Below are 24203 nucleotides of genomic sequence, written 5' to 3'. Positions count from 1 at the left end.
CTTATTCTATCGATATGAACTGATGCGAGGAGATTAAAATATTTGACGTATTGACAGCAATAAACCAAATAGAATACGGCGTATCAGTAATACTAATACAGCCGATTCTTTTATGATTTAAATGCTAATAGAACCGCCAGAGGCGGCAAGGCCTACAATCTGCGTGCGCAGCCAGATATGCCCTGGGTCGCGGTGCAGGCGCTGGTGCCAGACCTGGCGAATCGCGATGTTAGCCAGTGAGAAAGGCAGCGGCCAGCTGCGGCAGGGGTAACGTCTGGTGATGTGGCGCGCCAGCTGTTCCGGCACCACCGCGATCATCTCGCTGCCGGCAACCAGCTCGCCTGCGCCTAAAAAGCTGGGCAGCGTCAATGCGATGCGTCGCGGCATACTGTGTTCCGCGAGCAGTTTATCAATATCACCGTGGGCGGTGCCGTTGACGCGAACCGCAAGATGCTTTTCCTGACGCCAGTCTTCGGCGCTGAAATGATGACGAATGCGCGGATGATTGTCCGCTGCCAGACAAACATACGATTGATCGAACAGATGCTGCTGATAGACGCTATCCGGCAACTGGGTAAGATACCCGATCGCCAAATCACATTTCCCGGATTCCAGCGCGCTAAGCGTTTGATCGTCAATATTCAGCACCGTAAAGGTGATGTCGCTGGCTTCCAGCCGTTGGATCTGGCTTTGCAGCAAAGGAAGAAGCGTCATCTGGCTGATATCGGTCATGCCGATGGTGAAGTTACGGTTGCTCTCTTGTGGGATAAATTCCGGCTTAGCCGCCAGATCGGTATCGGCCAATTGCAGCAGAGTAAAAATAGTGGGGGCGATAGCGTCCGCGCGCGGCGTTGGCGCCATTCGTTGACCAACGCGCACAAATAGCGGGTCGTCAAAGTGCTCGCGTAGCTTTTTTAGCAGCAGGCTTCCGGTTGGCTGGCTGATATCAAGCGCTTCCGCCGCCGGAGAGACATTCCCCAAACGGTAGAGCGCGGAGAAAAAGCGTAGTGATTTGAAATCCAGTTCTTCCCGCATGCGCCCTCCTGGCCGGAAATTACCTCGCCGCGTCGTCGTCGATCAGCAGCGCCCAGTGGACATAGCTTTGCCACTGGCACTCTTGCTCGACCATTTCCCGGCCCAGCGGATGTTCTTCCAGCCAGTCATCCGGCAGCGTCAGCGTCAGTTTTTCGTCGTCGGCGGTAAGCTGAATGGTTGGCAGGAGATCGTCGCGCCGGCGGCTGGCAAACAGAATCGCCAGTCGCAGCAGGCGACACAGATGTTCGGCAACGCGCGGCGGTACCGCGTTTTGCTGATGGAGCGAAGAAAGGTCGATGGCGTTAGTCTGGTTGAGCAGCAGCGTGGCGATGAGCTTCTTTTGCGCCGGGGTGAAGCCGGGTAGGTCGAGGTTATTGACCAGATAGGCGGCGTGCTGCGGCGCGCGTTTAAAATCAACGCTCAGGCCAATTTCATGTAGCGCGCAGGCGCTGACGAGTAAATCGCGGCTAAGCGGATCCAGCTCCCAGCCGCTTTCCAGTTGATCCACCAGATGGGTGGCCAGATTAGCAACCCGCTGCGCCTGTTCGGTATCGATCATAAAGCGCCGCTGAATATTACGCAGCGTGCGGCTACGAATATCCTGATCGACAGAAAGGTGCAACATGCCGTAGACCAGCCCTTCGCGTAAGGCGCCGCCAGCCAGCGTCATGCACTGAATATTCAGTTCACTAAAGATAGCGATCAGAATGGCAAGGCCGCTCGGAAAAACCAGGGCGCGTTCGAGCGTCAGCCCTTCGATTTCCAGCTCTTCGAGTCGGCCGCACTGGATGGCGCGCTGCTTAAGCTGCTGTAGCTTGCTGAGGGTGATGCGCTCATCCATTCCCTGCGCCATCATAATTTCCTGCAGCGCCTGCACGGTGCCTGAAGCGCCGACGCACACTTTCCAGCCGTGATAACGTAGGACATCGGCGATTGGACGCAGCACATCGCGCGCCGCCGCTTCAGCGAGATCGAAGTTTTCTTTAGTCAGACTACGGTCGGCGAAGTAGCGTTCAAGCCAGGTGACGCAGCCCATCGACAGGCTGAACAGCGAGGTGGTTTGCGCGCCGGTGCCGGTCACCAGTTCAGTACTGGCGCCGCCGATATCCACCACCAGACGCTGATCGGCGCCGCCGGTGGTATGGGCTACGCCCTGGTAGATTAGGCGGGCTTCTTCTTCACCGCTAATCACCTGGACGGGGCAACCGAGGATTTCCTGCGCTTTCGCCAGAAACTCGCCGGCGTTGACCGCCAGACGCAGGGTGGCGGTGGCGACGACGCGAATTTGCGCCGAAGGAATATCCTGCAAACGCTCGGCAAACAGGCGTAAGCACTGCCAGCCGCGCTCCATCGCTTCCGCGGAGAGCGCATTATCGCTATTCAGGCCAGCGGCCAGACGCACCTTGCGCTTAATGCGGCTCAGCGTTTGAATACTGCCTGCCACCTCGCGCACCACCAACATATGAAAACTATTGGAGCCAAGGTCGATGGCGGCATACAGCGAGGTGGAACTCATACTCTTCATCTTTCAGGCGGCTCCTGTGTCGACTGGGCTTCGTTGCCCATTCCACTTATCTGAACGCGTTGCCCGGGATTATCTCCGTGGCGCATCCTGAAAGATTTCGCGTATGGCATAGATGTTAACCTGAACGACGACGATTGCGTGGCGGGCCATTACGGCGCGGGCCATTACCTGGGCGGGTACGCGTCAAACGCAGCGGCTTCGGTAAATCGGTCATCAGCGCGTCCGGATTGTACTTGCTGACCGGGATCGAATGGCCGATATAGGTTTCGATTGCCGGCAGATTCAGCGCGTACTCTTCGCAGGCCAGACTGATGGAGTGTCCGCTGGCGCCCGCGCGGCCGGTACGGCCAATACGGTGGACATAGTCTTCGCAGTCATCCGGCAGGTCATAGTTAAAGACATGAGTGACGGCGGGGATATGCAGACCGCGAGCGGCTACGTCGGTCGCAACCAGAATATCGAGATCGCCGCGGGTGAACTCTTCGAGAATACGCAGGCGTTTTTTCTGCGCTACGTCGCCGGTCAGCAGGCCAACGCGATGCCCATCTGCCGCCAGATGGCCCCAGATATCTTCACAACGATGCTTGGTGTTGGCGAAAACAATAGCGCGGTCAGGCCATTCTTCTTCCAGCAGCGTCTGCAGCAGGCGCATTTTTTCGTCGTTGGAAGGGTAGAACAACTCTTCTTTAATGCGGTGGCCGGTTTTCTGTTCCGGTTCGACTTCAACGTACTCGGCGTTGTTCATTTGTTCGAACGCCAGTTCGCGTACGCGGTAAGACAGCGTGGCGGAGAACAGCATGTTCAGGCGCTGAGTGGCCGGCGGCATGCGGCGGAATAGCCAGCGGATATCTTTAATAAAGCCGAGATCGTACATGCGATCGGCTTCGTCCAGCACGACAACCTGAATGGCGCCGAGATTAATGTGGTTTTGTTTAGCGTAATCGATAAGGCGACCGGTGGTGCCGATCAGAATATCAACGCCGCTTTCCAGTACTTTCAGCTGCTTATCGTAGCCGTCGCCGCCATAAGCCAGACCGAGCTTCAGGCCGGTGGCCTGCGCCAGCGGTTCGGCGTCAGCGTGAATCTGTACCGCCAGCTCGCGCGTCGGCGCCATGATCAGCGCGCGCGGTTGGTTAACCTGGCGGTCTGCGATGGCCGGGTGAGAGAGAAGATAATGAAACGTTGACGTCAGAAACGCCATCGTTTTACCGGTACCGGTTTGCGCCTGCCCGGCGACATCGCGGCCTTCCAGCGTGAGCGGAAGGGCGAGAGCCTGAATGGGTGTGCAATTATGAAACCCTTTTTTTTCAAGGGCTTCGACAACTGCCGGGTGCAGGGCGAAGTCGGAAAACTTCTGTTCTGTCAAATGTGTTTTGCTCATAGTGTGGTAGAATATCAGCTAACTATTGCATTAAGAAAGCGTATCCGGTGAAATAACGTCAACCTTTCGTTGGCGATATACGAAATTATTCAAGGTGCGTCTCCGGCTACTGAATGGATCCCGGAAAGCTTAGACTACTAAGCGCAACGGGGGCGGTAAATCTGCCGCAGGTTGATTTGCAGACAGTGCGCTTAAGCATCGGCGGTGGTGGTCCATGGTGGATCCATTCCCGCAGGTAGCTTATAAAAGAGGCATCCTGAAGAATAGCGTGCATAACGTAGCATCAACACGTCGTTGATGACTGCGACACCAACACACCAGGCTTATTCCTGTGGAGTTATATATGAGCGATAAAATTATTCACCTGACTGACGACAGTTTTGACACGGACGTACTCAAGGCTGACGGGCTGACCCTCGTCGATTTCTGGGCAGAGTGGTGTGGTCCGTGCAAAATGATCGCCCCGATTCTGGATGAGATCGCTGAAGAGTATCAAGGCAAACTGACCGTGGCTAAACTGAACATCGATCAGAACCCGGGCACGGCGCCGAAGTACGGCATCCGCGGCATCCCGACGCTGCTGCTGTTCAAGAACGGCGAAGTCGCGGCGACTAAAGTCGGCGCGCTGTCCAAAGGCCAACTGAAAGAGTTCCTCGACGCCAACCTGGCGTAATCGGTTTGCCATTCCGGCGTCCGGATTCCTATTTTTTGTGGAACTCTGGACGCCCGGCCTGAGTCGTGCTAAGTTAATTCCAGACTTCGTTTTAAACATACCTATTGTTTGAATCTTGTTTTACCCAAAGCGTCCCGCAGACTATGCGCGTGAGGCTAATAATTCCGGGCTTATCACTCATTCCGTCTTGTCGTTTCAGTTCTGCGTTCTTTCCTGTGACCAGGCAACGTACAGACACGAGATGAAGCCGCTAACAGGCATGGATGTTCCTGCCATACCATTCACAACATTAAGTTCGAGATTTACCCCGAGTTTAAGAACCCACACCACTATGAATCTTACCGAATTAAAGAATACGCCGGTTTCTGAGCTGATTACTCTCGGCGAAAATATGGGGCTGGAAAACCTGGCTCGTATGCGTAAGCAGGATATTATTTTTGCCATCCTCAAGCAGCATTCAAAGAGTGGCGAAGATATCTTTGGCGATGGCGTACTGGAGATACTGCAGGATGGATTTGGATTCCTCCGCTCAGCAGACAGCTCCTACCTCGCCGGTCCAGACGACATCTACGTATCCCCCAGCCAAATCCGCCGCTTCAACCTCCGCACTGGTGACACCATTTCCGGTAAGATTCGTCCTCCTAAAGAGGGTGAACGTTACTTCGCGCTGCTGAAAGTTAACGAAGTTAACTACGACAAGCCGGAAAACGCGCGTAACAAGATTCTGTTCGAGAACTTAACGCCGCTGCACGCGAATTCACGCCTGCGTATGGAGCGTGGTAATGGTTCTACCGAAGACTTAACCGCCCGCGTACTGGATCTGGCATCGCCGATTGGCCGCGGCCAGCGTGGCCTGATCGTCGCGCCGCCGAAAGCCGGTAAAACCATGCTGCTGCAGAACATCGCGCAGAGCATCGCATACAACCATCCTGACTGCGTGCTGATGGTGTTGCTTATCGACGAACGTCCGGAAGAAGTGACCGAGATGCAGCGTCTGGTTAAAGGTGAAGTTGTCGCTTCTACCTTTGACGAACCCGCATCTCGTCACGTGCAGGTTGCCGAAATGGTTATCGAGAAAGCGAAACGTCTGGTTGAGCACAAAAAAGACGTTATTATCCTGCTCGACTCCATTACCCGTCTGGCCCGTGCCTACAACACCGTGGTTCCGGCTTCCGGTAAAGTGCTGACCGGTGGTGTGGACGCCAACGCCCTGCATCGTCCGAAGCGCTTCTTCGGTGCGGCGCGTAACGTGGAAGAGGGCGGCAGCCTGACTATCATCGCTACCGCGCTTATCGATACCGGCTCTAAAATGGATGAAGTTATCTACGAAGAGTTCAAAGGCACCGGTAACATGGAACTGCACCTCTCCCGTAAGATTGCGGAAAAACGCGTCTTCCCGGCTATCGACTACAACCGTTCCGGTACCCGTAAAGAAGAGCTGCTGACCACCCAGGAAGAGCTGCAGAAAATGTGGATCCTGCGCAAAATCATCCATCCTATGGGTGAAATCGACGCAATGGAGTTCCTCATTAATAAGCTGGCGATGACCAAAACTAACGACGACTTCTTCGATATGATGAAGCGTTCGTAGGACGGAATACGCCGAAAAAACGCCACGCGATTGCGTGGCGTTTTGTTTTGTAGCTTTGTATGATCCAGGCGGGAAAAGCGCCGCCAGCGTTGCCGTATGATATGCGCGGCGGGTAAGGCAGAAAGGACTTTAACAGTCTAAAATATATACAATAAATTTGTAATGTTCTGCTTTTCCCCTTCAGGAGTGGAGACATCATCGTTATACTCCCCGGATTAACTATGCTGAGAGCACATGTGTTGTGAATTTACTCACTGCTATTACTGAATTAATCAGTGTTTTCTTATTCACGACCCTGTTTATATTTGTTGCCCGTAAAGCAGCGAAAAAAATTGGGTTAGTGGATAAGCCAAACTATCGGAAACGGCATCAAGGTTTGATTCCGTTAGTTGGTGGTATCTCAGTTTATGCCGGTATTTGTTTTACCTTTGCGATTGCCGATTATTATATCCCTCATGCCACGCTGTATCTGGCCTGTGCGGGCGTGCTGGTGTTGGTCGGCGCGTTGGATGACCGATTTGATATCAGCGTAAAAATTCGTGCGGTTATTCAGGCCGCGATAGCCGTTATCATGATGACGGCGGGTAATCTGCATCTCAGCAGCCTCGGCTATATTTTCGGTTCGTGGGAGTTAGTCCTCGGCCCCTTTGGTTTTTTCCTCACGCTTTTCGCCGTTTGGGCGGCAATCAACGCCTTCAATATGGTGGATGGCATTGACGGGTTGCTCGGCGGGCTTTCGTCCGTTTCCTTCGCCGCAACCGGCATCATCTTATGGTTTGACGGCCAGTACAGCCTGGCGATGTGGTGTTTTGCGATGATCGCCGCCATCCTGCCCTATATTTTACTTAATCTCGGCGCGCTTGGACGTCGCTATAAAGTGTTTATGGGCGATGCCGGCAGCACCATGATTGGCTTCACCATTATCTGGATCCTGCTGGAGACCACGCAGGGTAAAACGCATCCCATCAGCCCGGTTACGGCGCTGTGGATTATTGCGATTCCTTTGATGGATATGGTGGCGATTATGTATCGCCGCCTGAGAAAGGGGATGAGCCCGTTCTCGCCGGATCGTCAGCATATTCATCATTTGATAATGCGTGCCGGGTTTACTTCCCGGCAGGCCTTTGTCCTGATTACGCTGGCTGCCGCTTTACTGGCGCTGGTCGGCGTAGTGGCGGAATACACCCGTATTGTTCCTGAATGGGTGATGTTAATACTCTTTTTGTTTGCTTTTTTACTTTATGGCTACTGCATTAAGCGCGCATGGAAAGTGGCGCGTCTGGTTAAGCGCATTAGACGCAGAATTCGGCGACACAGCGGCAATAATCCAAATTTAACCAAGTAAAACTGGGGACGTGATGACTCAACCATTACCGGGAGCACAAGCAGTGAACGTTGAGAACGAACTGGATATTCGCGGGCTGTTTCGCGCCTTATGGGCAGGAAAAGGCTGGATAGTCGGCACCGCCGCGCTATTCGCGCTGATCGTTCTTATTTATTCCTTTTTTGCTCGCCAGGAGTGGAGCGCGACGGCAATTACCGACCGGCCGACCGTCAATATGCTGGGCGGATACTATTCGCAACAGCAGTTCTTACGTAACCTGGATATCAAAGCCGATCTGGCTTCGGTAGACCAACCTTCCGCCATGGATGAGGCATACAAAGAGTTCATTATGCAACAGGCGTCATGGGATACCCGCCGTGACTTCTGGCTGCAGACCGACTACTACAAGCAGCGTCAGTCAGGTAACGCGCGCGCGGATGCGGCGATGCTTGACGATCTCATTAACGATATTCAGTTTATCCCGGGCGACCCGCTGAAAAGCGTCAATGACAGCATCAAGCTGACGGCGGAGACCGCGCCAGATGCCAATAATCTGCTGCGTCAGTACGTCGCTTTCGCCAGTCAGCGTGCCGCCGGTCATCTTAATGATGAGCTGAAGGGCGCCTGGGCGGCGCGTACCGTACAGATGAAAGCGCAGGTGAAGCGTCAGGAAGAGGTGGCGAGCGAGATCTACAACCGCCGCGTGCAGAGCGTCGAGCAGGCGTTGAAAATCGCCCAGCAACATAACATTTCGCGCAGCGAGACCGATGTTCCAGCGGAGCAGCTGCCGGCCTCCGAACTCTTCTTACTGGGCCGGCCGATGCTGCAGGCGCGCCTCGAAAATCTGCAGGCCGTAGGGCCGGAATACGATCTCGACTATGACCAGAACCGCGCCATGCTGAACACGCTAAACGTTGGCCCGACGCTGGATCCACGTTTTCAGACTTACAGATATTTGCGTACGCCGGAAGAACCTGTAAAACGCGATAGCCCGCGGCGCGTATTTCTGATGATCATGTGGGGGATTGTGGGCGCGCTCATCGGCGCAGGCGTGGCGTTAGCACGTCGTCGTGTCCAGTGAATGGGGCCTGTGATGAAGGCTCCGCGCCATCATCACCTAATCGAAGAGAATCGATGTGAAAGTACTAACTGTATTTGGCACGAGACCAGAAGCCATCAAGATGGCGCCGCTGGTCCATGCGCTGGCAAAGGATCCTCATTTTGAGGCAAAGGTTTGCGTAACCGCGCAGCATCGGGAGATGCTCGATCAGGTGTTGAAACTGTTTTCGATTACGCCGGACTACGATCTGAACATTATGCAGCCGGGTCAGGGATTAACCGAGATCACCTGCCGCATTCTGCAAGGTTTAAAGCCGGTACTGGAGTCGTTTAAGCCGGACGTAGTGCTGGTACATGGCGATACCACGACGACGATGGCGGCCAGTCTGGCGGCGTTTTATCAGCGGATCCCGGTGGGCCACGTGGAAGCGGGCCTGCGTACCGGCGACCTGAACTCGCCGTGGCCGGAAGAGGGCAACCGCACGCTGACAGGGCGCCTGGCGATGTACCATTTCGCCCCGACCGCCACCTCACGCGATAACCTGCTGCGGGAAAATATTGACGCAGAGCGCATTACCGTCACCGGCAATACGGTGATCGATGCGCTGTTCTGGGTTCGCGATCGTGTCCTTGGCGACGAGGCGTTGCGCAATGAACTGATGCAGCGCTACCCGTTCCTTGAAGCGGATAAGAAATTAATTCTGGTGACCGGCCACCGTCGCGAGAGCTTTGGTCTCGGCTTCGAGCACATTTGCCATGCGCTGGCGGATATCGCCAGCCATCATCCTGATGTGCAGATTGTTTATCCGGTTCACCTGAACCCGAACGTCAGCGAACCGGTCAACCGTATTCTTGGCCATGTCGCTAACGTGAAATTAATTGAACCGCAGGATTACCTGCCGTTCGTCTGGCTGATGAATCGGGCGTGGCTGATTCTGACCGATTCCGGCGGGATTCAGGAAGAGGCGCCGTCGCTGGGGAAACCGGTACTGGTGATGCGCGAAATGACTGAGCGCCCGGAGGCGGTCGCCGCTGGCACCGTGCGGCTGGTCGGCACCGACAGGCAGCGTATCGTCGATGAAGTCACCCGGCTGCTGCAGGATGATGCCGCCTGGCAGGCGATGAGTCGGGCCCATAACCCTTACGGCGATGGTCAGGCATGCGATCGTATTTTATCCGCCCTTAAAAATAATCAGGTAACGCTATGAGTTTTTCTACCATTTCAGTGATTGGCCTTGGGTACATTGGTCTGCCAACCGCTGCCGCATTTGCTTCCCGGCAACGGCGGGTGGTTGGCGTGGACATCAATCAACACGCCGTTGAGACCATTAACCGTGGTGAGATTCATATCGTCGAGCCGGATTTAGCGAGCGTCGTGAAAACGGCGGTTGAACAGGGATATTTAAGCGCCACCACCGTGCCGGTGGAGTCTGACGCCTACCTGATTGCCGTTCCGACGCCGTTTAAAGGCGGGCATGAGCCAGATATGGCCTTTGTTGAATCCGCCGCTAAATCTATTGCGCCGACCCTGAAGAAAGGGGCGTTAGTGATCCTGGAATCCACCTCGCCGGTCGGCTCGACTGAACAGATGGCCGAGTGGCTGGCGGCGATGCGCCCCGATCTCAGCTTCCCACAGCAGGTTGGCGAGGCGGCCGACGTTAATGTCGCCTACTGTCCGGAGCGCGTGCTGCCGGGGCAGGTGATGGTTGAGCTCATCAAAAACGACCGCGTTATTGGCGGAATGTCGCCGGTCTGCTCGGCGCGCGCCAGTGAGCTCTATAAAATTTTCCTTGAAGGCGAATGCGTAGTGACTAACTCGCGCACTGCGGAAATGTGCAAGCTGACGGAAAACAGCTTCCGCGACGTCAACATCGCCTTTGCTAACGAACTATCGCTGATTTGCGCGGATCAGGGGATCAACGTCTGGGAACTCATCCGCCTGGCGAACCGCCATCCGCGCGTCAATATTCTGCAGCCGGGTCCGGGCGTCGGCGGCCACTGTATCGCCGTCGACCCGTGGTTTATCGTGGCGCAAAACCCGCAGCAGGCGCGTCTGATTCGCACCGCGCGCGAGGTTAACGACCACAAGCCGGAATGGGTAATCGATCGGGTAAAAGCACAGGTTGCCGAGTGCCTGAATGCCAGCAATAAACGCGCCAGCGAACTGACTATTGCCTGCTTCGGCCTGGCTTTTAAGCCTAACATTGATGACCTGCGCGAAAGCCCGGCGATGGAAATTGCCGCGCAGATCGCCCGCTGGCACAGCGGCGCGACGCAGGTGGTTGAGCCCAACATTCATGCGCTGCCGAAGAAACTTGATGGCCTGTGTACGCTGGCGACCCTCGATGACGCGCTGGCGAGCGCCGATGTGCTGGTGATGCTGGTCGATCACAACGAGTTTAAAGCCGTTAGCGGCGATAGCGTTACTCAGGCCTATATCATCGACACCAAAGGAGTGTGGCGGTGAGAACGATTCTGGTCACCGGCGGCGCGGGCTTTATTGGCTCCGCGGTAGTGCGTGAAATCATCCAGCACACCGCCGATCGCGTCGTGGTCGTGGATAAGCTGACCTACGCCGGCAATTTGATGTCGCTGGCGCCGGTGGCGCAGGATGCGCGTTTTGCCTTTGAACAGGTGGATATCTGCAACCGAGCCGAGCTGGATCGCATCTTCCGCCAGCATCAACCCGATACGGTGATGCACCTCGCGGCGGAAAGCCATGTCGATCGTTCCATCGATGGCCCGGCGGCGTTCATCGAAACCAATATCGTCGGTACCTATACGCTGCTGGAAGCCGCGCGCAGCTGGTGGAATACGCTGGCGGCGGAGCAAAAATCGGCGTTTCGCTTCCATCATATCTCGACGGATGAAGTGTATGGCGATCTGCACGGCAGCGATGATTTCTTTACCGAGACCACGCCCTATGCGCCAAGCAGTCCTTATTCGGCCTCGAAAGCTAGCAGCGACCATCTGGTGCGCGCCTGGCAGCGTACCTATGGCCTGCCGACGCTTATCACTAATTGCTCGAATAACTACGGCCCGTATCACTTCCCGGAGAAGCTGATCCCGTTGATTATTCTCAACGCGCTGGCGGGAAAACCGCTACCGGTTTACGGTAACGGCCAACAGATTCGCGACTGGCTGTACGTCGAGGATCACGCCAGAGCGCTGTATCTGGTGGCGACCCGCGGCGAGCCGGGCGAAACTTACAATATCGGCGGTCATAACGAGCGTAAAAACATCGAGGTGGTGGAAACCATTTGCGAACTGCTCGAAGAGCTGGCGCCGCATAAACCGCAGGGCGTGGCGCACTATCGCGATCTGATTACCTTCGTCGCTGACCGGCCGGGCCACGATCTGCGTTATGCGATTGACGCGGCGAAGATTGCACGCGAGCTGGGTTGGACGCCGGATGAGACCTTTACTTCCGGCATGCGCAAAACCGTCCAGTGGTATCTGGCAAATGAGGCATGGTGGCGACAGGTTCAGGACGGTAGCTATCAGGGCGAGCGTCTTGGGCTGCACGGCTAACTGGCCCAGGGGGGCATGATGAAAGGTATTATTCTGGCAGGCGGTTCCGGTACGCGCCTGCATCCCATCACGCGCGGCGTGTCGAAACAGCTGCTGCCGATTTACGACAAGCCGATGATTTACTACCCGCTGTCGGTGTTAATGCTGGCCGGGATCCGTGAAATCCTTATCATCACCACGCCGGAAGATCAGCGCGATTTCCAACGCCTGCTCGGCGATGGTTCCGAGTTCGGTATCAAATTGCAGTATGCCGTTCAGCCGACGCCGGATGGTTTAGCCCAGGCGTTTATCATCGGCGAAGCGTTTCTCAACGGCGAACCGGCGTGCCTGGTGTTGGGCGATAATATCTTCTTTGGCCAGAGCTTTAGTCCTAAGCTGCGTAGCGTCGCAACCCGCACCGAAGGGGCGACGGTATTTGGCTATCAGGTGATGGATCCTGAGCGCTTCGGCGTGGTGGAGTTTGATGACAACTTCCGCGCCTTGTCGCTGGAGGAAAAGCCGAAACAACCGAAGTCGAACTGGGCGGTCACCGGGCTTTATTTCTACGATGGCAAAGTGGCCGAGTACGCCAAACGGGTCAAACCGTCCGAGCGCGGCGAGCTGGAAATTACCTCCATCAACCAGATGTATCTTGAGGATGGCGCGTTAACCGTCGAGCTGCTTGGGCGCGGCTTTGCGTGGCTGGATACCGGCACGCACGATAGCCTGATTGAAGCCAGCATGTTTGTGCAAACGGTAGAAAAGCGGCAAGGTTTTAAAATCGCCTGTCTGGAAGAAATCGCCTGGCGTAACGGTTGGCTTGACGATGATGGCGTCAAACGCGCCGCGAAGCGGCTGGAAAAAACCGGCTATGGCCAATACTTGCTGGATCTCCTCCGTGCCCGCCCGCGCCAGTATTGAAGCGCTGGAGTGGGAAAACCGCTTCTTCGCCGTTAATAGCGGCATCGTTCGCTTTGACGAACGCGCGCCGCAGCTCACCGCTGAAGCCCTGGCGGGATGGTCGCGAGTGCAGGCGAAAGTCGCCGCCAGCGACACCGCCCGGCTGGATGCGCTACAGGAGATCGGTTTTCAACTGGTAGAAGGCGAGGTCGATCTGGCGTTGCCGGTGGGCGAGCCGGCTGATGCCGGCGCCGAATGGGCCGTTGAAGGCGACATTGCGCGACTGCGTGAACTGGCGGCGCAGGCCTTTGCCATGAGCCGTTTTCGCGCTCCCTGGTACGCCGCTGACGCCAGCGGCCGGTTCTACGCGCAATGGATCGAAAACGCGGTACTGGGAACCTTTGACCACCAGTGTCTGTTATTTCGCGCGTCCGATGGCGACATCCGCGCATTTGTTTCTTTGCGTCAGCTCAATGACACCGACGCGCGTATCGGCCTGTTGGCCGGACGCGGCGCTGGAGCCGAGCTAATGCAGGCGGCGCGCCACTGGGCGGCGCAACGCGGGCTTTCTACACTGCGGGTGGCGACCCAAATGGGCAACACCGCCGCGCTTAAACGTTATATTCTCAGCGGTGCGAATGTGGAAAGCACCGCGTACTGGTTATACAGGTGACACGATGATTCCATTTAACGCACCGCCGGTGGTGGGGACTGAGCTCGATTACATGCAATCGGCGATGAACAGCGGCAAGCTTTGCGGCGACGGCGGTTTTACCCGTCGCTGCCAGCAGTGGTTTGAACAGCGCTTCGGCACCGCCAAAGCGCTGCTGACGCCATCCTGCACCGCGTCGCTGGAGATGGCGGCGCTGCTGCTGGATATTCAGCCGGGCGATGAAGTCATCATGCCCAGCTATACCTTTGTTTCCACCGCCAATGCTTTTGTACTCCGCGGGGCGAAAATCGTCTTTGTCGATATCCGTCGCGACACGATGAATATTGATGAATCGCTGATTGAAGCGGCGATCACCGATAAAACCCGGGCGATCGTGCCGGTGCATTATGCTGGCGTGGCCTGTGAGATGGACACCATCATGGCGCTCGCCGCCAAATATAACCTGTACGTGGTGGAAGACGCCGCGCAGGGCGTGATGTCCACCTATAAGGGCCGCGCGCTGGGCACCATCGGCCATATTGGCTGCTTTAGCTTCCATGAGACGAAAAACTACACCGCCGGCGGTGAAGGCGGCGCAACGCTTATCAACGATCGTAAACTGGTGGAACGCGCGGAGATCATTCGCGAAAAAGGCACTAACCGTAGCCAGTTTTTCCGCGGTCTGGTGGATAAGTACACCTGGCGCGATATCGGTTCCAGCTATTTGATGTCCGATCTGCAGGCCGCCTATCTCTGGGCGCAGTTGGAAGCCGCTGAACGTATTAACCAGCAGCGTCTGATGCTGTGGCAAAATTATTATGACGCGCTGCTGCCGCTGGCGCGCGCGGGCCGTATCGATCTGCCGGCGGTACCGGCGGATTGCGGGCAAAACGCGCATATGTTCTACATTAAGCTGCGGGATAACGATGACCGCGCGGCGCTGATTAACTGGCTGAAAGAGGCAGAAATACTGGCGGTGTTCCACTATATTCCGCTCCATAGCTGCCCGGCTGGCGAACAGTTCGGCGAGTTCTGCGGGGAAGATCGTTATACCACCCAGGAGAGCGAACGCCTGCTGCGTTTGCCGCTGTTCTATAACCTGTCTGCGGTAAACCAACGGACGGTGATTAACTCGCTGCTGAGCTACTTCTCCTGATATGTCGTTGGCAAAAGCGTCACTGTGGACCGCGGCGTCCACCTTAGTCAAAATAGGCGCCGGTCTGCTGGTGGTAAAGCTGCTGGCGGTCTCATTTGGCCCGGCGGGCGTGGGCCAGGCCGGTAACTTCCGGCAATTGGTCACCGTCCTTGGCGTACTGGCGGGCGCCGGGATTTTTAATGGCGTCACTAAGCTGGTTGCCCAACATCACGACGATCCGCTACGCCTGAAGCAGGTGGTCGGGACGTCGTCATCAATGGTGCTCGGCTTTTCCACCCTGTTAGCGCTGGTCTTTTTGCTGGCGGCGGCGCCCATAAGCCAGGCGCTGTTCGGCCATTCGCACTACCAGAATCTGGTACGTCTGGTGGCGCTGGTGCAGATGGGGATTGCGTGGGCCAACTATTTGCTGGCGCTGATGAAAGGTTTTCGCGATGCTGCGGGTAACGCTTTTTCGCTGATTGCCGGTAGCCTGATTGGCGTTGCGGCCTATTACGCCTGTTACTACTTCGGTGGTTATCAGGGGGCGCTGTTAGGGCTGGCGTTAGTCCCCGCGTTGGTGGTGGTTCCGGCCGCCATTATGCTATGGCGGCGTGGCGCGATCCCGTTGAGCGCGCTACGCCCGCGTTGGGATAACGGGCTTGCAGGGCAGCTATCGAAATTTACCCTGATGGCGCTGATTACCTCGGTGACGCTGCCGGTGGCCTATGTGATGATGCGTAATCTGCTGGCGGCGCATTACGGCTGGGAGGCGGTCGGTATCTGGCAGGGGGTGAGCAGTATCTCAGATGCCTACCTGCAGTTTATTACCGCCTCCTTTAGCGTGTATCTGCTGCCTACGCTGTCGCGGCTGAGCGCCAAAACGGACATCACGCGTGAGATAGTGAAGTCGTTGAAATTCGTTCTGCCGGCGGTGGCGGCGGCGAGCCTGACGGTCTGGCTGCTGCGCGATTTTGCCATCTGGCTACTGTTTTCCGCGCGCTTCACCGCGATGCGCGACCTGTTCGCCTGGCAGCTGGTGGGCGATGTTTTAAAAGTTGGCGCTTACGTCTACGGCTATCTGGTGATCGCCAAAGCGTCATTGCGTTTTTATATTCTGACGGAAATCAGCCAGTTCACGCTGCTGACCGCATTTTCACACTGGCTTATTCCGGCGCACGGCGCACTTGGCGCGGCGCAGGCGTATATGGCCACTTATATTGTTTATTTCGCCCTTTGTAGTGGCGTGTTTTTACTCTGGCGTAAACGGGCATGACAGCACTGATACACGTACTGGGATCGGATATCCCGCACCACAACCAGACCGTATTGCGGTTCTTTAACGACGAACTGGCCGCCGACGCGCGGGCCAGGACGTTTATGGTCGTGGGTGATGCGACAGGTATGCGTGAGGCGTATCCGGCGCTGGAGATTACCTGCTACCCGGCTAAGAAATCGCTGGCGCAGGCGGTGATTGCCAAAGCGAAAGCCGATCGCCAGCAGCGCTTTTTTTTCCACGGCCAGTTTAATACCGGTCTGTGGCTGGCGTTGTTGAGCGGCGGGATCCGCCCGTCGCAATTTAACTGGCATATCTGGGGTGCGGATCTGTATGAGAACTCCGTTAGCCTGAAATTCCGTCTTTTTTATCCTCTGCGCCGGATGGCGCAAGGGCGGGTAGGACGCGTTTTCGCCACCCGCGGCGATCTCAGCTGGTTTGCTAATCGCCATCCGCGCGTGCCGGGCGAACTGCTGTACTTCCCGACCCGTATGGATCCGACGCTAAATTCCCTTGCCGATACCGCCCCGCGCGGTGACACCCTGACCATTCTGGTGGGGAATTCCGGCGATCGTAGTAACGAGCATATTGCAGCGCTGAAGGCGATACATCAGCAGTTTGGCGATACGGTGAATGTCATCGTACCGATGGGCTATCCGGCTAACAATGAAGCGTACATTGACGAAGTGCGCCAGGCGGGAGAGACGCTGTTTAGTCGCGAGCATCTGCAGATCCTTAGCGAGAAGCTTGAGTTTGATGATTATCTGGCGCTGCTGCGCCGCTGCGATCTGGGTTATTTCCTGTTTGCTCGCCAGCAGGGTATCGGCACGCTGTGCCTGCTGATTCAGGCGGGTATTCCCTGCGTGCTCAATCGCGAAAATCCGTTCTGGCAGGATATGACCGAACAACAGATCCCGGTGCTGTTTACCAGCGATACCCTGGATGTCGACGTGGTGCGCGAAGCGCAGCGTCAGTTAGCGAGCGTTGATAAAACGCAAATCGCCTTCTTCCGACCGAACTATCTGGCGGGGTGGCAGCGGGCGCTACAGCTGGCAGCGGAGGCACGGGTATGACGTTAATGCAATTTAGCGGGCTGTTGGTGGTCTGGCTGCTGTCGACGCTGTTTATCGCTACCGCCACCTGGTTTGAGTTTCGCCGCGTGCGATTTAACTTCAACGTCTTTTTCTCGTTGTTGTTCCTGCTCACCTTTTTCTTCGGCTTCCCGTTAACCAGTATCCTGGTGTTCCGCTTTGACGTCAGCGTGGCGCCGCCGGAGATTTTGCTGCAGACGCTGCTGGTTGCGGTGTGCTTCTACGCCATCTACTACGTGACCTACAAAACGCGACTGCGTCCGGCATCGCGTGATGTTCCACGTCGCCCGCTGTTCACCATGAACCGGGTTGAAACCCATCTGGCCTGGGGGATTTTGATGGGGCTGGCGCTGCTGTGCGTCGGTATCTTCTTCGCCCACAACGGTTTTCTGCTATTTAAGCTCAATTCATACAGCCAGATATTCTCTGCGGAAGTGTCCGGCGTGGCGTTGAAGCGCTTCTTCTACTTCTTTATTCCGGCGATGCTGGTGATCTATTTCCTGCGTCAGGATTACAAGGCGTGGATTTTTTTCCTGGTGAGCACCGTCGCCTTTGGCCTGCTGACCTACGCGATCGTCGGCGGTACCCGCGCCAATATCATTATCGCTTTCGCTATCTTCCTGTTTATCGGCATTATTCGCGGCTGGATCAGCCTGTGGATGCTGGCGGCGGCGGGCGTGCTGGGCATTGTCGGCATGTTCTGGCTGGCGTTGAAGCGCTACGGGATGAACGTTAGCGGCGATGAAGCGTTTTATACTTTCCTCTATCTCACGCGCGATACCTTCTCGCCGTGGGAGAACCTGGCGCTGCTGCTGCAGAACTACGACAAGATTGAGTTCCAGGGGCTGGCGCCGATGATCCGCGACTTCTACGTCTTTATCCCCAGTTGGATGTGGCACGGCCGCCCAACAATGGTGCTGAATACCGCCAATTACTTCACCTGGGAAGTGTTAAACAACCACTCGGGGCTGGCGATATCGCCGACGCTGATTGGTTCGCTGGTGGTGATGGGCGGCGTATGGTTCGTACCGCTGGGCGCCGTCGCGGTAGGGCTCATCATTAAATGGTTTGACTGGTTGTACGAACTTGGCAATCGGGAGAGCAATCGCTACAAAGCGGCTATCCTGCATAGTTTCTGTTTCGGCGCTATCTTCAACATGATAGTGCTGGCGCGCGAAGGGTTGGATTCGTTTGGCTCCCGCGTGGTGTTTTTCCTCGTGATCTTTGGTATCTGCTTGTTAGCGGCGAAATTGCTGTACTGGCTCCTGGACAGCGCAGGATTGATTCATAAGCGGTTGAAGCCGCTTTCGCAACCGCAGGTATGATAAGGATGAACATGACTGATAACACTTCCGCGCCGCAGTATGCGCTGCGAGGACTGCAGCTTATTGGTTGGCGCGACATGCAGCATGCGCTCAACTATCTCTTCGCTGACGGCGAACTGCGTCAGGGAACGCTGGTTGCGATCAACGCCGAAAAAATGCTGGCGGTAGAAGATAACCCGGAAGTGCGAGCGCTGATTGAGGCCGCCGAGTTTAAATATGCCGACGGCATCAGCGTCGTGCGCTCATTACGCAAAAAATATCCGCAGGCTGAGGTGTCGCGCGTTGCCGGCGCCGATCTGTGGGAAGCCTTAATGGAGCGCGCCGGGGCGCAGGGAACGCCGGTGTTTCTGATTGGCGGTAAGCCCGAGGTGCTGGCGGAGACGCAAGCGAAGCTGCGTGAGCGCTGGAAGGTGAATATCGTCGGCAGTCAGGACGGCTATTTTTCCGCCGATCAGCGCCAGCAGCTGTTTGAGCGGGTACGCGACAGCGGGGCGAAAATTGTCACCGTCGCGATGGGATCGCCGCGCCAGGAAATTCTGATGCGCGACTGCCGACTGGTGTATCCCGCAGCGCTGTATATGGGCGTTGGCGGCACTTATGACGTCTTTACCGGCCACGTACACCGAGCGCCCAAATTCTGGCAGAACCTGGGGCTGGAGTGGTTCTATCGCCTGCTCCTGCAGCCGAGCCGCATTAAAAGACAGTTCCGTTTACTGCGCTATTTACGTTGGCATTATTCCGGCAAGCTCTGATATTCCACTGCAACCAGAAGAGATTGCATACATATTCTGTGTAATCTCTTCACTCGCCTGATACTTTATTTGCCATTTCCGTAAAATTAATTAACCATTCGCATGCTTCAAACGCGTGGGGGAGACCTGCGCGTCGGCAAGGCTATGGTTTCAATTAATAACAATAACCGGCAGTACCCGGAATACAGCAAACACAAGAGGCTTTATGACTGAGAAAAAAGCGGAACTCCAGCGTGGACTGGAGGCCCGACATATTGAGCTAATCGCGCTAGGCGGGACGATTGGCGTAGGGTTATTTATGGGGGCGGCAAGTACGCTGAAGTGGGCCGGTCCGTCCGTCCTGCTGGCGTATATTATCGCCGGTTTATTTGTCTTCTTTATCATGCGTTCGATGGGCGAAATGTTGTTCCTCGAACCGGTAACCGGCTCGTTCGCCGTTTACGCACACCGTTATATGAGCCCGTTCTTCGGCTATCTCACGGCCTGGTCATACTGGTTTATGTGGATGGCGGTGGGGATATCTGAGATCACCGCCATCGGAGTATATGTGCAGTTCTGGTTCCCGGAGATGGCGCAGTGGATCCCGGCGCTGATTGCCGTCGGGCTGGTCGCGCTAGCGAACCTGGCGGCAGTACGTCTTTACGGTGAGATCGAGTTCTGGTTTGCAATGATTAAAGTCACCACCATTATCGTGATGATTGTCATCGGCCTGGGCGTTATCTTCTTTGGCTTCGGCAATGGCGGACAGTCGATCGGTTTTGGCAACCTGACCGAACACGGCGGCTTCTTCGCCGGCGGCTGGAAAGGCTTCCTGACGGCGCTGTGTATTGTCGTCGCCTCTTATCAGGGCGTTGAACTTATCGGTATCACCGCCGGAGAAGCGAAAAATCCGCAGGTCACGCTGCGTAGCGCGGTGGGCAAAGTGCTTTGGCGTATCCTGATTTTCTATGTGGGGGCGATTTTCGTTATCGTGACTATCTTCCCTTGGAACCAGATTGGCTCGACTGGAAGCCCGTTCGTCCTCACCTTCGCCAAAATCGGCATTACCGCGGCGGCGGGGATTATCAACTTCGTGGTGCTGACCGCAGCGCTGTCAGGGTGCAACAGCGGGATGTATAGCTGTGGGCGTATGCTGTACGCGCTGGCGCGCAACCGCCAGCTACCGGCGGCAATGGCCAAAGTGTCGCGTCAGGGCGTACCGGTAGCGGGCGTCGCGCTGTCGATCGTGATTCTGCTCATCGGTTCGTGCCTGAACTACATTATTCCTAACCCGCAGCGCGTGTTTGTCTATGTTTATAGCGCCAGCGTATTGCCGGGGATGGTGCCGTGGTTTGTGATCCTGATTAGCCAGCTGCGTTTCCGTCGCGAGCATCAGCAGGCGATGGCCAGCCATCCGTTCCGTTCGCTGTTGTTCCCGTGGGCGAACTATTTGACGATGGCATTCCTCGTTTGTGTGCTAATCGGCATGGGAATTAACGATGAAACCCGGATGTCGCTCTTTGTCGGAATTATTTTCCTCGCCCTGGTGACCCTTATTTATAAGGTTTTCGGCCTCGGCAAGCGGGGGAATCTTGATAAAACGGCGGAATAAGCGCCAAAGCGCACAAACTGTGAGCAAATAGAAATTTTATTTAAAAAGGCACTAGACAGGGGGGGGGGAAGTCCGTATTATCCACCCCCGCAACGGCGCTAAGCGCCCGTAGCTCAGCTGGATAGAGCGCTGCCCTCCGGAGGCAGAGGTCTCAGGTTCGAATCCTGTCGGGCGCACCATTTACCCGGTGCTGGAGCTGCGGTGGTTTTAATACCGCGTAAAAGAATTGTTGTGGTGGCTATAGCTCAGTTGGTAGAGCCCTGGATTGTGATTCCAGTTGTCGTGGGTTCGAATCCCATTAGCCACCCCATTATTTGATAGAGTTGTGAATTGCGAAGGTGGCGGAATTGGTAGACGCGCTAGCTTCAGGTGTTAGTGTTCTTACGGACGTGGGGGTTCAAGTCCCCCCCCTCGCACCACGACTTTAAAGAATTGAACTAAAAATTCAAAAAGCAGTATTTCGGCGAGTAGCGCAGCTTGGTAGCGCAACTGGTTTGGGACCAGTGGGTCGGAGGTTCGAATCCTCTCTCGCCGACCAATTTTGAACCCCGCTTCGGCGGGGTTTTTTGTTTTCCGGATTTGCTCAATCATCTTTTATCCCGCTGATCTTCCTCGTAAAAAATAGTTTCTATCTCTGCGAATTATTGTCCGGAATTGTCCCAAATGATTGCTGCGATAGATGCAATCTCGCTGGATCCTGTGCGATAATAACCGGGTAGATGCTCATTCCATCTCTTATGTTCGCCTTCGTGCCTCATAAACTCGGGAATGATGCAGAGCCGTACTTACGGTGCTTATCGTCCACTGATAGATGTCGCATTTTATATGTCTCATCAAACACCATGGACATAACGTTGAGTGAAGCACCCAATTTGTTGTCAAACAGACCTGTTTTAACGCCTGCCCTGATTTCAGTGCAGGCGTTTTTTTCTTTCAGGGGAAGGCTATCTTTTCGCGAGAGAAGGGAGCTATCGCCCCGAACGAGGCGATAGCGTTATCGTGAATTACTGCTGAGGGTTATTGTGCAGCGTCAACAGCAGGCCGTCACGACGCATGGTCGCCGCTTCTTCCGGCTGATGCAGGCGGTCCAGCGCATCGGCAAGCCACGCGTAATCAAAGGCATCCGGACGCTGCTTAAGCGCGGCGCGGAAGGCGATACTGGCCTCCTGCCATTCACCGTGACGCATCAGCGACTGGCCCAAGGTGCTCCACAGCAGCGGACGGTCGCCGACGGCTTTGATCTGCTGGCGCAGCACTTTCTCCAGTTGCTCCGGATTATTGGTCTTCAGTCGCGGGATCGGCATGACCAGGCGGTCGTCATACTGTTTCTTCAGACCATCGATAATAATCTGCTGCGCGGTATCGTGATCGTCGCTCTCGATAAGGCGTTCGGCCATTGCCACCTGCAGCGGTATCAGCGCGCGCGTTTTACGGCTCTGGTTGCGCCACCATTCGCGTAGCCCTTCGCTACCGCCGTCGGCCAGCGCTTTGTCCATCAGGCCAATCCACGCCAGCTGTTCCAGCGCGGCGCGGTGCTCTTCATCCCCCACGTTGGCTTTCGCCATGGATGGAATGATGTCCAGCAGTGAATTCCACGCGCCGGTGCGGGTATAGGCCTGCTCGGCAAGACGCAGCACCTCCGGATGACGCGGGGTCACTTCCAGCAGCTTATCGATGCCGTGACGAGCGGCGTGGTTTTCGTTCCGCGCCAGCTGTAGACGCACGCGGGTAATTTCGACCGGGATGAGATCGTCGCCGGCCAGTTCGGCGGCGCGCTCAAGGTGCTGATTGGCGCGAGCTTCATCGCCGCGCTGTTGGGCCGCTTCCGCCGCTAACAGATAGTTCACGACCGGTTGTTCGGCGTGATCGGCATTTTTCGCCATCAGCTTTTCAACCTGTTGGTAATCGCCTTCCGCCAGTTTCAGCAGCGCTTGCTCGGTTTGCTTACGCGCGCGGCGGCGCTTACGGCCGACGAACCAGCCGCGCGTGTGCGCGCCGGTACGGAAAATGCGGCGCAGAAGCCACTCGATAGCGAACAGCACCACCATTGCGAGGATCAGGATGATCACAAGGCCCGTCACGCTGGTTTCGATATTGTAGTTATCGGTCTGGATCAGAACGTAGCCCTGGTGGCCCGCGATCATCGGGCCGACGACGATCCCGGCGATCAGCAGTGCGAAAAGCAGGAGAATTTTCAGCATCGGTTATTCTCCTTGCGGCGCAGGGGCTGGCGCGGTCGCTGCTGGCGCTGGCGCCGGAGCGGCTGCCGCAGGCTGGGCCATCAAATTACGCACCCGGGTTTGCATCAGCTTTTCCAGCAGGCTCTGGCTCTGCAGCGTTTCCGGCACGCTCATGGTGATACTCTGCTGACTGAGCTTATCCACCTCTTCAAGGAAAGCCTTGGTGGTGGCGTCTTCAGTATCGTAATAGGCGCGTACCCAGGTGGAGACGTTTTCCAGCGCCTGCTTATAGGTTTCTTCCTGATGACGCGGCACCGCCTGCGCGGCAACCAGCAGACGAGAGCGGATATTTTCGCGCAGATAGACATCCTGATTTGGCGCTAACAGCGGCACCGCCGTTTCGTCGCGGCGACGTATGGTAATAAAGCTATCCATAAAGTTCTGCCAGCTTTTCTGCAGGTTAACGCGCCATTCGCCGATGGAGCTGGAGAGCTCATCGCTGTCGGCATCCATCGGGGAATCATCGTCGTTATTATCAGCCAGGCGCAGATTGTCGATTTGGTTCGCCAGCTGGTTAACCTTGAGGATAATGCCGTCGTAATCGACCTGGCTTACCGCCGACAGCGAAGCGATGTCATCGGTGATGGCGCGGCGCGCGCCGATAAGGCTTGGGTCGTTCATGTCGGCGAGGCTGGCATCGGCGCTTTTCAGCAGTGCGGCGGCGGTCGTCACATCCTGATCGCTCCACAGCTTACGTCCCGCCAGCTTAACCAGGAAATCAGCCTGCGCCAGCAGCCAGGTTTTGGCGTCGCTGCCGGAAATCACGGCAACTTTTTGCTGTAGCTCATCAAGCTGTTTCGTCAGGGTTTCCTGTTCGCGTTTGGCTTCGCTCAGCCGATCGGCCTGCTGTTTGATAATGCCTTCCAGCTCGCTCTTCTGGCTGTCCTGCGCTTTTTGCAGCGCCGCGAGCTGGCTTGCTAATTCAGAGCGGGTTTCGTTTTGCCGAGTAACCTGTTGCTTATTTAAGCCATACAGGCCAATACCGGCGGCGAGGGCGATAGCGATAGCAATCGCGCTGAGCGCCAGGCTGGTTTTGTTGCCGGCCTTTTTCTTCTCGTTGTTTTCTGGCTGTGGCGTGATTTCCACGGCCTCCCTGGTCTCTTCAACCACGGCGGATTGATTTTGTTGTTCCGTCATTATGGCTTC

21 protein-coding genes and 4 tRNA genes are annotated in these 24203 nt (G+C 56.1%); 20 read left to right on the top strand and 5 right to left on the bottom strand.

Going from position 1 to position 24203, the window contains the following annotated elements; all coding sequences use genetic code 11:
• Positions 1 to 117: 117 nt before the first annotated feature.
• The 3 genes from PGQ95_RS21160 to rhlB all read right to left on the bottom strand — a co-directional run bounded on the left by PGQ95_RS21160 (position 118) and on the right by rhlB (position 3941).
• Entirely contained in the window at positions 118 to 1035 is a 918-nt protein-coding gene (locus PGQ95_RS21160; protein ID WP_087858713.1) for a LysR family transcriptional regulator, read from the bottom strand.
• Positions 1036 to 1054: 19 nt separating this feature from the next.
• Positions 1055 to 2560, bottom strand: a complete 1506-nt coding sequence (gppA, locus tag PGQ95_RS21155) for a guanosine-5'-triphosphate,3'-diphosphate diphosphatase (RefSeq protein WP_213317857.1) — start codon at positions 2558 to 2560, stop codon at positions 1055 to 1057.
• A 115-nt stretch (positions 2561 to 2675) separates the two neighbouring features.
• On the bottom strand, positions 2676 to 3941 hold the full coding sequence (gene rhlB / locus PGQ95_RS21150; RefSeq protein ID WP_015368886.1) for an ATP-dependent RNA helicase RhlB: 1266 nt from the start codon (positions 3939 to 3941) through the stop codon (positions 2676 to 2678).
• A 343-nt stretch (positions 3942 to 4284) separates the two neighbouring features.
• Here rhlB and trxA point away from each other — a divergent pair, with 343 nt between their 5' ends.
• From trxA to PGQ95_RS21050, 20 genes are all read left to right on the top strand, one after another.
• A complete protein-coding gene (gene trxA, locus PGQ95_RS21145; protein WP_002883224.1) occupies positions 4285 to 4614 on the top strand; it encodes a thioredoxin TrxA in 330 nt (109 codons plus the stop codon).
• A gap of 143 nt (positions 4615 to 4757) precedes the next feature.
• Positions 4758 to 4859, top strand: a complete 102-nt coding sequence (locus tag PGQ95_RS21140) for a rho operon leader peptide (protein ID WP_049245627.1) — start codon at positions 4758 to 4760, stop codon at positions 4857 to 4859.
• 86 nt (positions 4860 to 4945) lie between these two features.
• On the top strand, positions 4946 to 6205 hold the full coding sequence (gene rho, locus PGQ95_RS21135; RefSeq protein ID WP_002883293.1) for a transcription termination factor Rho: 1260 nt from the start codon (positions 4946 to 4948) through the stop codon (positions 6203 to 6205).
• Between the two features lie 241 nt (positions 6206 to 6446).
• Entirely contained in the window at positions 6447 to 7550 is a 1104-nt protein-coding gene (wecA, locus tag PGQ95_RS21130) for a UDP-N-acetylglucosamine--undecaprenyl-phosphate N-acetylglucosaminephosphotransferase (protein WP_015368885.1), read from the top strand.
• A gap of 13 nt (positions 7551 to 7563) precedes the next feature.
• Positions 7564 to 8610, top strand: coding sequence for an ECA polysaccharide chain length modulation protein (gene wzzE / locus PGQ95_RS21125; RefSeq protein WP_087858711.1), 1047 nt, complete (start codon positions 7564 to 7566; stop codon positions 8608 to 8610).
• A 55-nt stretch (positions 8611 to 8665) separates the two neighbouring features.
• Positions 8666 to 9796, top strand: a complete 1131-nt coding sequence (gene wecB, locus PGQ95_RS21120; RefSeq protein ID WP_072048022.1) for a non-hydrolyzing UDP-N-acetylglucosamine 2-epimerase — start codon at positions 8666 to 8668, stop codon at positions 9794 to 9796.
• Entirely contained in the window at positions 9793 to 11055 is a 1263-nt protein-coding gene (gene wecC, locus PGQ95_RS21115) for a UDP-N-acetyl-D-mannosamine dehydrogenase (protein ID WP_087858710.1), read from the top strand. Before wecB ends, wecC begins: the two co-directional genes overlap by 4 nt.
• Positions 11052 to 12119, top strand: coding sequence for a dTDP-glucose 4,6-dehydratase (gene rffG, locus PGQ95_RS21110; RefSeq protein WP_047038438.1), 1068 nt, complete (start codon positions 11052 to 11054; stop codon positions 12117 to 12119). Before wecC ends, rffG begins: the two co-directional genes overlap by 4 nt.
• Before the next feature lie 18 nt (positions 12120 to 12137).
• Complete coding sequence (rfbA, locus tag PGQ95_RS21105) at positions 12138 to 13019, top strand: glucose-1-phosphate thymidylyltransferase RfbA (RefSeq protein WP_430919238.1); 882 nt, start codon at positions 12138 to 12140, stop codon at positions 13017 to 13019.
• Complete coding sequence (rffC, locus tag PGQ95_RS21100) at positions 12997 to 13671, top strand: dTDP-4-amino-4,6-dideoxy-D-galactose acyltransferase (RefSeq protein ID WP_087858708.1); 675 nt, start codon at positions 12997 to 12999, stop codon at positions 13669 to 13671. Before rfbA ends, rffC begins: the two co-directional genes overlap by 23 nt.
• A gap of 4 nt (positions 13672 to 13675) precedes the next feature.
• On the top strand, positions 13676 to 14806 hold the full coding sequence (gene rffA / locus PGQ95_RS21095; RefSeq protein ID WP_113374967.1) for a dTDP-4-amino-4,6-dideoxygalactose transaminase: 1131 nt from the start codon (positions 13676 to 13678) through the stop codon (positions 14804 to 14806).
• 1 nt (position 14807) lies between these two features.
• Positions 14808 to 16058: a lipid III flippase WzxE gene (gene wzxE / locus PGQ95_RS21090; protein ID WP_045378694.1), complete on the top strand. Its 1251-nt coding sequence runs from the start codon at positions 14808 to 14810 to the stop codon at positions 16056 to 16058.
• Entirely contained in the window at positions 16055 to 17131 is a 1077-nt protein-coding gene (locus tag PGQ95_RS21085) for a TDP-N-acetylfucosamine:lipid II N-acetylfucosaminyltransferase (protein WP_213794872.1), read from the top strand. The genes wzxE and PGQ95_RS21085 overlap by 4 nt, the downstream gene beginning before the upstream one ends.
• The gene (gene wzyE, locus PGQ95_RS21080) at positions 17128 to 18474 is read left to right on the top strand and encodes an ECA oligosaccharide polymerase (RefSeq protein WP_087858705.1); all 1347 of its coding nucleotides are present in this window, start codon (positions 17128 to 17130) and stop codon (positions 18472 to 18474) included. The genes PGQ95_RS21085 and wzyE overlap by 4 nt, the downstream gene beginning before the upstream one ends.
• A gap of 11 nt (positions 18475 to 18485) precedes the next feature.
• Entirely contained in the window at positions 18486 to 19226 is a 741-nt protein-coding gene (wecG, locus tag PGQ95_RS21075; protein WP_015368874.1) for a lipopolysaccharide N-acetylmannosaminouronosyltransferase, read from the top strand.
• A gap of 205 nt (positions 19227 to 19431) precedes the next feature.
• Positions 19432 to 20817: a bifunctional threonine/serine APC transporter ThrP gene (gene thrP / locus PGQ95_RS21070; RefSeq protein WP_087858704.1), complete on the top strand. Its 1386-nt coding sequence runs from the start codon at positions 19432 to 19434 to the stop codon at positions 20815 to 20817.
• A 102-nt stretch (positions 20818 to 20919) separates the two neighbouring features.
• Positions 20920 to 20996: transfer RNA gene (locus PGQ95_RS21065), tRNA-Arg, on the top strand.
• A gap of 55 nt (positions 20997 to 21051) precedes the next feature.
• Positions 21052 to 21127, top strand: a tRNA-His gene (locus PGQ95_RS21060).
• Positions 21128 to 21149: 22 nt separating this feature from the next.
• Positions 21150 to 21236 (top strand) — tRNA-Leu (locus PGQ95_RS21055).
• Positions 21237 to 21278: 42 nt separating this feature from the next.
• Positions 21279 to 21355, top strand: a tRNA-Pro gene (locus PGQ95_RS21050).
• Positions 21356 to 21821: 466 nt separating this feature from the next.
• Here the strand turns inward: PGQ95_RS21050 and hemY are convergent.
• On the bottom strand, positions 21822 to 23018 hold the full coding sequence (gene hemY, locus PGQ95_RS21045; RefSeq protein WP_042894676.1) for a protoheme IX biogenesis protein HemY: 1197 nt from the start codon (positions 23016 to 23018) through the stop codon (positions 21822 to 21824).
• Between the two features lie 3 nt (positions 23019 to 23021).
• Positions 23022 to 24194 carry a uroporphyrinogen-III C-methyltransferase gene (gene hemX, locus PGQ95_RS21040; protein ID WP_271032863.1) on the bottom strand — a complete coding sequence of 391 codons (1173 nt, stop codon included), beginning with the start codon at positions 24192 to 24194 and terminating at the stop codon, positions 23022 to 23024.
• Positions 24195 to 24203 lie beyond the last annotated feature (9 nt).

The sequence above is a fragment of the Klebsiella sp. 141240 genome (genome assembly GCF_050600805.1).
Classification (GTDB): Bacteria; Pseudomonadota; Gammaproteobacteria; order Enterobacterales; family Enterobacteriaceae; genus Klebsiella; species Klebsiella aerogenes.
The sequence above is the reverse complement of the archived record's forward strand: the minus strand, read 5'-3'. Positions and strand labels throughout refer to the sequence as shown.

Bases quoted from the DNA above. Each gene is read 5' to 3' on its own strand.
- PGQ95_RS21160 (WP_087858713.1), bottom strand. From the start codon at position 1,035: ATGCGGGAAGAACTGGATTTCAAATCACTACGCTTTTTCTCCGCGCTC.
- gppA (WP_213317857.1), bottom strand. From the start codon at position 2,560: ATGAAGAGTATGAGTTCCACCTCGCTGTATGCCGCCATCGACCTTGGC.
- rhlB (WP_015368886.1), bottom strand. From the start codon at position 3,941: ATGAGCAAAACACATTTGACAGAACAGAAGTTTTCCGACTTCGCCCTG.
- trxA (WP_002883224.1), top strand. From the start codon at position 4,285: ATGAGCGATAAAATTATTCACCTGACTGACGACAGTTTTGACACGGAC.
- PGQ95_RS21140 (WP_049245627.1), top strand. From the start codon at position 4,758: ATGCGCGTGAGGCTAATAATTCCGGGCTTATCACTCATTCCGTCTTGT.
- rho (WP_002883293.1), top strand. From the start codon at position 4,946: ATGAATCTTACCGAATTAAAGAATACGCCGGTTTCTGAGCTGATTACT.
- wzzE (WP_087858711.1), top strand. From the start codon at position 7,564: ATGACTCAACCATTACCGGGAGCACAAGCAGTGAACGTTGAGAACGAA.
- wecC (WP_087858710.1), top strand. From the start codon at position 9,793: ATGAGTTTTTCTACCATTTCAGTGATTGGCCTTGGGTACATTGGTCTG.
- rfbA (WP_430919238.1), top strand. From the start codon at position 12,138: ATGAAAGGTATTATTCTGGCAGGCGGTTCCGGTACGCGCCTGCATCCC.
- rffA (WP_113374967.1), top strand. From the start codon at position 13,676: ATGATTCCATTTAACGCACCGCCGGTGGTGGGGACTGAGCTCGATTAC.
- wzxE (WP_045378694.1), top strand. From the start codon at position 14,808: ATGTCGTTGGCAAAAGCGTCACTGTGGACCGCGGCGTCCACCTTAGTC.
- PGQ95_RS21085 (WP_213794872.1), top strand. From the start codon at position 16,055: ATGACAGCACTGATACACGTACTGGGATCGGATATCCCGCACCACAAC.
- wzyE (WP_087858705.1), top strand. From the start codon at position 17,128: ATGACGTTAATGCAATTTAGCGGGCTGTTGGTGGTCTGGCTGCTGTCG.
- wecG (WP_015368874.1), top strand. From the start codon at position 18,486: ATGACTGATAACACTTCCGCGCCGCAGTATGCGCTGCGAGGACTGCAG.
- thrP (WP_087858704.1), top strand. From the start codon at position 19,432: ATGACTGAGAAAAAAGCGGAACTCCAGCGTGGACTGGAGGCCCGACAT.
- hemY (WP_042894676.1), bottom strand. From the start codon at position 23,018: ATGCTGAAAATTCTCCTGCTTTTCGCACTGCTGATCGCCGGGATCGTC.
- hemX (WP_271032863.1), bottom strand. From the start codon at position 24,194: ATGACGGAACAACAAAATCAATCCGCCGTGGTTGAAGAGACCAGGGAG.